The organism is Labrys sp. (in: a-proteobacteria), from assembly GCF_047605565.1.
Taxonomy (GTDB): Bacteria; Pseudomonadota; Alphaproteobacteria; order Rhizobiales; family Labraceae; genus Labrys; species Labrys neptuniae.
The window spans coordinates 21,115-28,191 of the sequence record NZ_JASGFM010000061.1 but is presented as its reverse complement, the minus strand read 5'-3'; the positions used below and the strand labels follow the sequence as shown (position 1 = coordinate 28,191).

Sequence of the window (7,077 nt, the reverse complement as noted above, 5' to 3'; positions counted from 1 at the left end):
TCGGGCGGCTATGTCTGGGCCTGCAAGAACTATGACGGCGACGTGCAGTCCGACATCGTGGCGCAGGGCTTCGGCTCGCTCGGCCTGATGACCTCGGTGCTGCTCACGCCCGACGGCAAGACCGTGGAAGCCGAGGCCGCGCACGGCACCGTGACCCGCCACTACCGCGAGCACCAGAAGGGCAAGGAGACCTCGACCAACTCCATCGCCTCGATCTTCGCCTGGACGCGGGGCCTTGCCCATCGCGCCAAGCTCGACGACAATGCCGAGCTCGCCAAATTCGCCGCCACGCTGGAGAAGGTCTGCGTCTCAACCGTCGAGACCGGCTTCATGACCAAGGACCTGGCCCTGCTGGTCGGTCCCGACCAGAGCTGGCTGTCGACCACCGGCTTCCTCGACAAGATCGACGAGAACCTCAAGAAGGCCATGGCCTGACGCTGGAGCGCGGGCTTCTCAGCGACAGGCTTGCGTGTCGCGATGCCCGCTCTTCCTCTACTTCATCCGCCGTCCCCCTGTTCCCAGATGCGGACAAGATGTCCGCGCTCCGAAAAGGTTCGCTCCATGTCCGTCATCGACGCCCGCATTGCCGAACTCGGCATCACCCTGCCCACCCCGGCCGCTCCTGTCGCCAACTATGTCGGCACGGTGCGCACCGGCAATCATCTCGTGATCTCCGGTCAGCTCTGCTTCAACAATGAGGGCAAGCTGGCCGCTACCGGCAAGCTGGGTACCGGTACGGTCACCGTCGAGGACGCCCGTGTCGCCGCCCGTTACTGCGCCATCAACATCCTGGCGCAGATCAAGGCTGCCGTCGGCTCGCTCGACAATGTGGTGCGCGTGGTCCGCCTCGGCGGCTTCATTGCCGCAGCGCCGGAATTCACCACCCATCCGATGGTGATGAACGGCGCCTCCGACCTGATGGTCGAGGTCTTCGGCGACAAGGGACGCCATGCCCGTTCCACCGTGGGCGTGCCCTCCCTTCCCCTCGATGCCACCGTCGAGGTCGAGGCGCTGATCGAAGTGGCCTGAGATCGTGCATAGGGGGCGCGGCAACGGAACTCGGGCCGCGCCTCTTGCATTCGACGCGAATAGGCCCAGATTCCCCGGACAGGTATCCGTTGAGGGAATGCAAGCTTGAGCGACCAGGGCTTTACGATCAAGGCAGCTTCCTCGATCGAGGCCATCGGCCGCCAGGCCTGGGATCGCTGCGCCAATCCGCTCGTCGCCGCGCCCCAGGATTGCCTTTCCGGGCGCCGCCCGGGCGCCGAGGATGAAGCAGCCGCTCCCGATCCCTCGGCCGAGCACTTCAATCCCTTCATTTCCTACGATTTCCTGCACGCTCTCGAGGCGAGCGGCTGTGTCGGGGGACGTTCCGGCTGGACGCCTCTCCATCTGTTCGTCACCCATGACGACGACCGGGTCGCCGGCGTCATGCCCGCCTATGGCAAGAGCCACAGCCAGGGCGAGTATGTATTCGATTGGGGCTGGGCCGATGCCTATGAGCGGGCTGGCGGGCAATATTACCCCAAGCTCCAGGTGAGCATCCCCTTCACGCCGGCGACGGGCCGGCGTTTCCTGGTCGCGCCGGGCGAGGATCCGGCCCTCGTTTCATCCGCACTGGTGAGGGGTGCCAAGGCTGCCCTGTCATCCATCGGCGGCTCCTCGATCCACGCCACCTTCATCGGCCATGACGATTGGCAATGGCTCGGTGGCCAGGGCTTCCTGCAGCGCACCGACCAGCAGTTTCACTGGCTCAACGAAGGCTATGGCGATTTCGAGGCCTTTCTGGCTTCCCTCGCCTCCCGCAAGCGCAAGACCATCAAGCGCGAGCGCCGCGATGCGCTCGCGAACGGCATCACCATCGAGAGGCTGACCGGGGCCGATATCACCAAGGAGGCCTGGGACGCCTTCTACGCCTTCTACATGGATACAGGCTCGCGCAAATGGGGCCGCCCCTACCTCAATCGCAAATTCTACGCCCTCATCGGCGAAACCATGGCCGAGCATGTCCTGCTGGTGATGGCGCGGCGTGAGGGCCGCTACATCGCCGGGGCCATCAACTTCATCGGCTCCGATACGCTTTACGGCCGGAACTGGGGCTGCATCGAGGACCACCCCTTCCTGCATTTCGAGGTGTGCTATCATCAGGCCATCGAGTTTGCCATCGAACGCCGCCTCCGGCGCGTGGAAGCCGGAGCCCAGGGCGAACACAAGCTGGCACGTGGCTACCGGCCCGTGACAACCTATTCCGCCCACTATATTGCCGATCCTGGTTTTCGCCGGGCGGTCGACGACTATCTCGCGCATGAGCGCGCCGAGGTCGCGGCCCACCACGAAGCTCTCGACGAGGCAACGCCCTTCAGGAAAGGATAGCGGGTATGACCGCTTATGATCCCGACAACATCTTCGCCAAGCTGCTGCGTGGGGAAATTCCCAACCACACGCTCTACGAGGACGATCGTACCCTCGCCTTCCTCGACATCATGCCGATCGTCGACGGCCATAGCCTGGTGATCCCCAAGAAGCCCGCCCGCAACATCTTCGACGTGGAGCCGGAGGAACTGGCCTACCTCGCCCAGATCGCCCAGAAGGTCTCCCTGGCCGCCTGCAAAGCCTTCGGCGCGGACGGCCATACGCTGCGCCTGCATTCGGAAGTCTCGGGCGGGCAGGAAGTGCCGCATATCCATTTCCACATCCTGCCGATGAAGACGGGCGTTCCCGTCCGCCCCCGCGCCATGGCGGATCACGCCATCCTGGCCCAGCACGCCGCCAAGATCCGCGCCCTGCTGTAAAGCTTGGAGCGCGGACTTCTCAGCGACAGGAAACATGTCGCGATATCCGCTTCTTCTTTGCGGTCTGCCTCATGCAAGAGCGGACTGGAAGTCCGCGCTCCGACACCGCGACCACTCGACGAAACTTGCCTCGGCAAAATTTCTTGACGCTTGATTCGCCTTGGCAAGTTTTTCTTCACCATCACGCGCAATAGTGATTCTCACCGAGGTCGCGTTGAGTTGGAGTTCGTCATGTTGGTCGCAAGTGCTGTCGATATCACTGTCGGCTGGCTTTGGCACACTGCCTACCGGGCCCGCCACCACTGGAAACTGAAGCGCGAAGGCGCCCTGGTCGCCGCCGGTTTCGTCGCTTTCGTCGGCGCCATCGACACGGCCCGCTCGATCCATGCGGCACCGGCTGCGCCTGCCGAGGTCGCGGCGGTGGCAGCCCCGGCCCCCGTGACGACGCCGGTCATTGCCAATCTTGCTCCGGCACCGGCTGCACCTGCCCCTGTAACCCCTGCCGATGCCAATTCGATGCAGGCGGCGGCCAATCCCACCCTCGCGCCGCAGTTCCCGATCATCCAGGATCAGACCGGGTCGATCGACCAGGCCGATCCGATCGAGACCATCCTGCCGATGGATCCGGAAGCGCAGCGCGACGATCCCATCGCACGCAAGATCAACGAGCGTTTCGGCGATGCCACGGAAGCCCCTGTGGTCAAGAAGCCCAAGCCCCGCCCGGTCAAGACCGCCGAAGCCAAGCCCGCCAAGCCTCCGGTCAAGCCCGCCAAGAAGAAGGCCGAGACCGTGGCCGAATAAGGCCGGCTCATCATCATGCAGAAGTAAGGCGGGCCAATGCCCGCCTTTTTGTTTTCCGTGTCTTGTTGGAGCCAAGTGCACTCACAGCTGAGCGCTTATTTTCTAACTAATTGTTTTCACTTAATTTTATCATTTCGAATGCCTCCATCAAATCGCAGGCTGCCATTGCTTCGCCACCGCTGAATTGACGTAAGGGAATGATCGTCGTCCCAGCTGCTCGAGCATGCAATCCTGCCGTCTGATCATCGCCAAAAGCGCCTATCAAGCAGCAAACCGGCGGGAAAGCCCTGAAAATCAAGCGAAAACGGTGGCTTTGGCCGGCAAAACCATTGACATTTCCTCGCCTAACCCTATGGTCGCGCCGTCCGGGCCCCACCCGATAGGGCCCTGTTTGTTCGTGCGGCGATGCGAGCCGCCCTCCGCCGTCCGATCGGGGCGGCCTCTGTTGGTTCGACATTTCCGCAATGAGCTTCGCTGAACTCGGTCTCTCTTCAAAGGTCCTCGCCGCCGTGGAAGCGGCCGGATACGCCAATCCTACGCCCATCCAGGCCCAGGCCATTCCTCACGTGCTGCAACGCCGTGACGTGCTCGGCATCGCCCAGACGGGCACGGGCAAGACGGCAGCCTTCACGCTGCCCATGCTGACGCTGCTGGAAAAGGGGCGCGCCCGCGCCCGCATGCCGCGCACGCTGATCCTGGAGCCGACCCGTGAATTGGCGGCCCAGGTCCAGGAGAATTTCGACCGCTATGGCAGCAAGAGCGGCCTGTCGGTCGCCCTCCTGATCGGCGGCGTCTCCTTCGGCGACCAGGATGCTAAGATCACGCGCGGCGTCGACGTGCTGATCGCCACGCCCGGCCGCCTGCTCGATCACGTCGAGCGCGGCAAGCTGCTGCTCACCGGCGTGGAGCTGCTCGTCATCGATGAAGCCGACCGCATGCTCGACATGGGCTTCATTCCCGACATCGAGCGCATCTGCAAGCTGGTGCCCTTCACCCGGCAGACCCTGTTCTTCACCGCGACGATGCCGGCCGAGATCAAGCGCATCACCGACCAGTTCCTGCACAATCCGGTGCAGGTGGAGGTCGCCCGGCCTGCCACTGCGGCCGCCACCATCACCCAGGCGCTGGTGCACACCAAATCGACTCCCGCCGAAAAGCGCGTGACGCTGCGCCGCCTGATCCGCTCGGCGGAGAACCTCAAGAACGCCATCGTCTTCTGCAATCGCAAGTCGGAAGTCGCCATCCTGCATCGCTCGTTGGTGCGCCATGGCTTCGGCGCCGTCGCGCTGCATGGCGACATGGACCAGCGCGCCCGCATGGCCGCGCTCGACAGCTTCCGCAATGGCGAGATGCCGATCCTGGTGGCTTCGGATGTCGCCGCACGCGGTCTCGACATTCCCGACGTCAGCCATGTCTTCAATTTCGACGTGCCGGTTCACGCCGACGACTATGTCCACCGCATCGGCCGCACCGGCCGCGCCGGCCGTTCGGGCTGGGCGTTCACGCTGGTCAGCTCCGCCGATGGCAAGCATGTCTCCGCCATCGAGACCCTTACGGGCAACAAGATCCCCTTCACCGGCGATCCGCCGCCGATCGAGGGCGACGACGAGGAAGAAATCCACGCCAAGCCGCGGCGTGGGCGCCGTGAGCGCGGCGGCAAAGCCGAGGAACCGCGCCAGCACGGCAAGGGCCGCGAGGCCAAGCCCCCACGCGAGCGCGACGAGGCTCCCAAGGCTCCGCGCCACGAACCGCAGCCGACCTCCGAGCAGCGCCGTCCGCAATCCTCCAGGCCGCATCGTCGCGACGAGGACGATGGTCCGGTGGTGATCGGCATGGGCGATCACGTGCCGTCCTTCCTGCTCACGCCGATCCGGCGCAAGAGCAACGGCTAAGCCGGGAACTCGCTAGCAAAACCAGCTTGCCTCCTCCCCTTGCGGGAGAAGGAAGTCGCGCTTCAAACCTGCTCCAATTCCACCAGCGTGCCCGAGAAATCCTTCGGATGCAGGAACAGGACCGGCTTGCCGTGGGCGCCGATCTTGGGCTGGCCATCGCCCAGCACTCGCGCGCCCGCCTGTTTCAGCTGGTCCCGCGTGGCGAGGATGTCGTCGACCTCGTAGCAGATGTGATGCATGCCCCCATCCGGGTTCTTCTCGAGGAACCGCGCGATCGGCGAGGCCTCGCCCAGGGGCTCCAGGAGTTCGATCTTGGTGTTGGGCAATTCGATGAAGACGACGGTGACGCCATGCTCGGGCAACGCCTGGGGCTGCGAGACATGCGCGCCGAGCGTATCGCGATAGACGGCGGTCGCGGCACCGAGGTCGCGCACCGCGATGGCGACGTGATTGAGGCGGCCGATCATGCGCTTGCCCGCTTCTGGCCCGGCACGGCAAGAATGCCGCCGGTGAGCGCCTTGCGGACGCCGGTGCTGGAGGGAAAGCTCAAGGGCAATTCCTTCAGGGATCGAACCGCGAGATAGGCAAAGGCCTGTGCCTCCATCATCGACGCCGACCAGCCGAACTCGTCGGCCGTGCGCACGGGCACACCGGTCTCGGCGCGCAGGAAGTTGAGGATTGCCGGATTGCGGGCGCCGCCGCCGCAGACGATCCACAATTTCGGCTCGGAGGGCAGCCATTGCCGTGCCGCCGCCGCGCTGCGGGCCGTGAAGGCGGCCAGCGTCGCCACCGCATCGGGCGTGGCCAGGCTCATAACCGCCTCGCGGGAAAAGGCGTTGCGGTCGAGCGATTTGGGCGGCGCTTCACCGAAATAGGGATGTGCCATCAACTGGCCGAGCACGGTCTCGTCGACCTTTCCGGCCAAGGCCTGCCGCCCGTCCTGATCGAGGGCGATGCCGGTTCGCTCCATCATCAGATCGTCGATCAGCGCATTGGCAGGACCGGTGTCGAAGGCAATGGGATCGCGCCCCGTTGCAACATAGCTGACATTGCCGACACCGCCGAGATTGAGCACGGCGACGGGACCGGCGAGCTTGGCGGCCTGCACCAGAGCCCGATGGTAGACCGGCACCAGCGGCGCACCCTGCCCGCCCTCGGCGACGTCTGCGGCCCGCATGTCATAGACGGTCTGGATGCCGAGGCTGTCGGCGAGCGCCTGGCCGTCGCCGAGCTGCACGGTCAGCCGCTCTTGCGGGCGGTGCAGCACCGTCTGACCATGGAAGCCGATGACATCGATATCATCGGGGCTGAGATCATGAGCCTTGAGGAAATCGGAGACGACGTCGGCATGCTTGCGGGTGATCAGCTGCTCGGCCGCCACCAGGGCGCCGGGACGCTCGTTGCGGCGTTTCATCGCCACTGCATCGGCCAGGGCTTGTCGCAGCAGGCTGCGTTCATCCTCGCTATAGGCGAGCTCGACTGTCGGTCCCATCTCGACGGCACCCTCGCCGTCGGTCTCGATCAGGGCGGCATCGATGCCGTCCATCGAGGTTCCGGACATCAGCCCGAGTGCCGTCATCATCGTCTTCATG

The 7,077-nt window shown here is 64.8% G+C and carries 8 protein-coding genes; 6 read left to right on the top strand and 2 right to left on the bottom strand.

Features of this window, described 5'->3' with window-relative positions; genetic code table 11:
• The 6 genes from QM672_RS30800 to QM672_RS30775 form a co-directional block, all read left to right on the top strand.
• The coding region (locus tag QM672_RS30800; RefSeq protein WP_415087169.1) for an isocitrate/isopropylmalate family dehydrogenase at nucleotides 1–435 on the top strand (435 nt) is incomplete at its 5' end.
• Between the two features lie 126 nt (nucleotides 436–561).
• Complete coding sequence (locus QM672_RS30795; protein WP_415087167.1) at nucleotides 562–1,029, top strand: RidA family protein; 468 nt, start codon at nucleotides 562–564, stop codon at nucleotides 1,027–1,029.
• A 105-nt stretch (nucleotides 1,030–1,134) separates the two neighbouring features.
• Entirely contained in the window at nucleotides 1,135–2,373 is a 1,239-nt protein-coding gene (locus QM672_RS30790; RefSeq protein WP_415087165.1) for a GNAT family N-acetyltransferase, read from the top strand.
• Nucleotides 2,374–2,378: 5 nt separating this feature from the next.
• A complete protein-coding gene (locus tag QM672_RS30785) occupies nucleotides 2,379–2,792 on the top strand; it encodes an HIT family protein (RefSeq protein ID WP_068294889.1) in 414 nt (137 codons plus the stop codon).
• Nucleotides 2,793–3,023: 231 nt separating this feature from the next.
• The gene (locus QM672_RS30780; protein WP_367626977.1) at nucleotides 3,024–3,593 is read left to right on the top strand and encodes a hypothetical protein; all 570 of its coding nucleotides are present in this window, start codon (nucleotides 3,024–3,026) and stop codon (nucleotides 3,591–3,593) included.
• A 464-nt stretch (nucleotides 3,594–4,057) separates the two neighbouring features.
• On the top strand, nucleotides 4,058–5,485 hold the full coding sequence (locus QM672_RS30775; protein ID WP_415087163.1) for a DEAD/DEAH box helicase: 1,428 nt from the start codon (nucleotides 4,058–4,060) through the stop codon (nucleotides 5,483–5,485).
• Between the two features lie 62 nt (nucleotides 5,486–5,547).
• Here QM672_RS30775 and mce read toward each other — a convergent pair whose 3' ends face one another.
• Complete coding sequence (gene mce, locus QM672_RS30770; RefSeq protein ID WP_311938714.1) at nucleotides 5,548–5,952, bottom strand: methylmalonyl-CoA epimerase; 405 nt, start codon at nucleotides 5,950–5,952, stop codon at nucleotides 5,548–5,550.
• Entirely contained in the window at nucleotides 5,949–7,076 is a 1,128-nt protein-coding gene (locus QM672_RS30765; protein WP_415087161.1) for an anhydro-N-acetylmuramic acid kinase, read from the bottom strand. The genes mce and QM672_RS30765 overlap by 4 nt, the downstream gene beginning before the upstream one ends.
• Nucleotide 7,077 lies beyond the last annotated feature (1 nt).

Coding starts and splice junctions, on each gene's coding strand:
- QM672_RS30795 (WP_415087167.1), top strand. CDS start 562: ATGTCCGTCATCGACGCCCGCATTGCCGAACTCGGCATCACCCTGCCC.
- QM672_RS30785 (WP_068294889.1), top strand. CDS start 2,379: ATGACCGCTTATGATCCCGACAACATCTTCGCCAAGCTGCTGCGTGGG.
- QM672_RS30780 (WP_367626977.1), top strand. CDS start 3,024: ATGTTGGTCGCAAGTGCTGTCGATATCACTGTCGGCTGGCTTTGGCAC.
- QM672_RS30775 (WP_415087163.1), top strand. CDS start 4,058: ATGAGCTTCGCTGAACTCGGTCTCTCTTCAAAGGTCCTCGCCGCCGTG.
- mce (WP_311938714.1), bottom strand. CDS start 5,952: ATGATCGGCCGCCTCAATCACGTCGCCATCGCGGTGCGCGACCTCGGT.
- QM672_RS30765 (WP_415087161.1), bottom strand. CDS start 7,076: ATGAAGACGATGATGACGGCACTCGGGCTGATGTCCGGAACCTCGATG.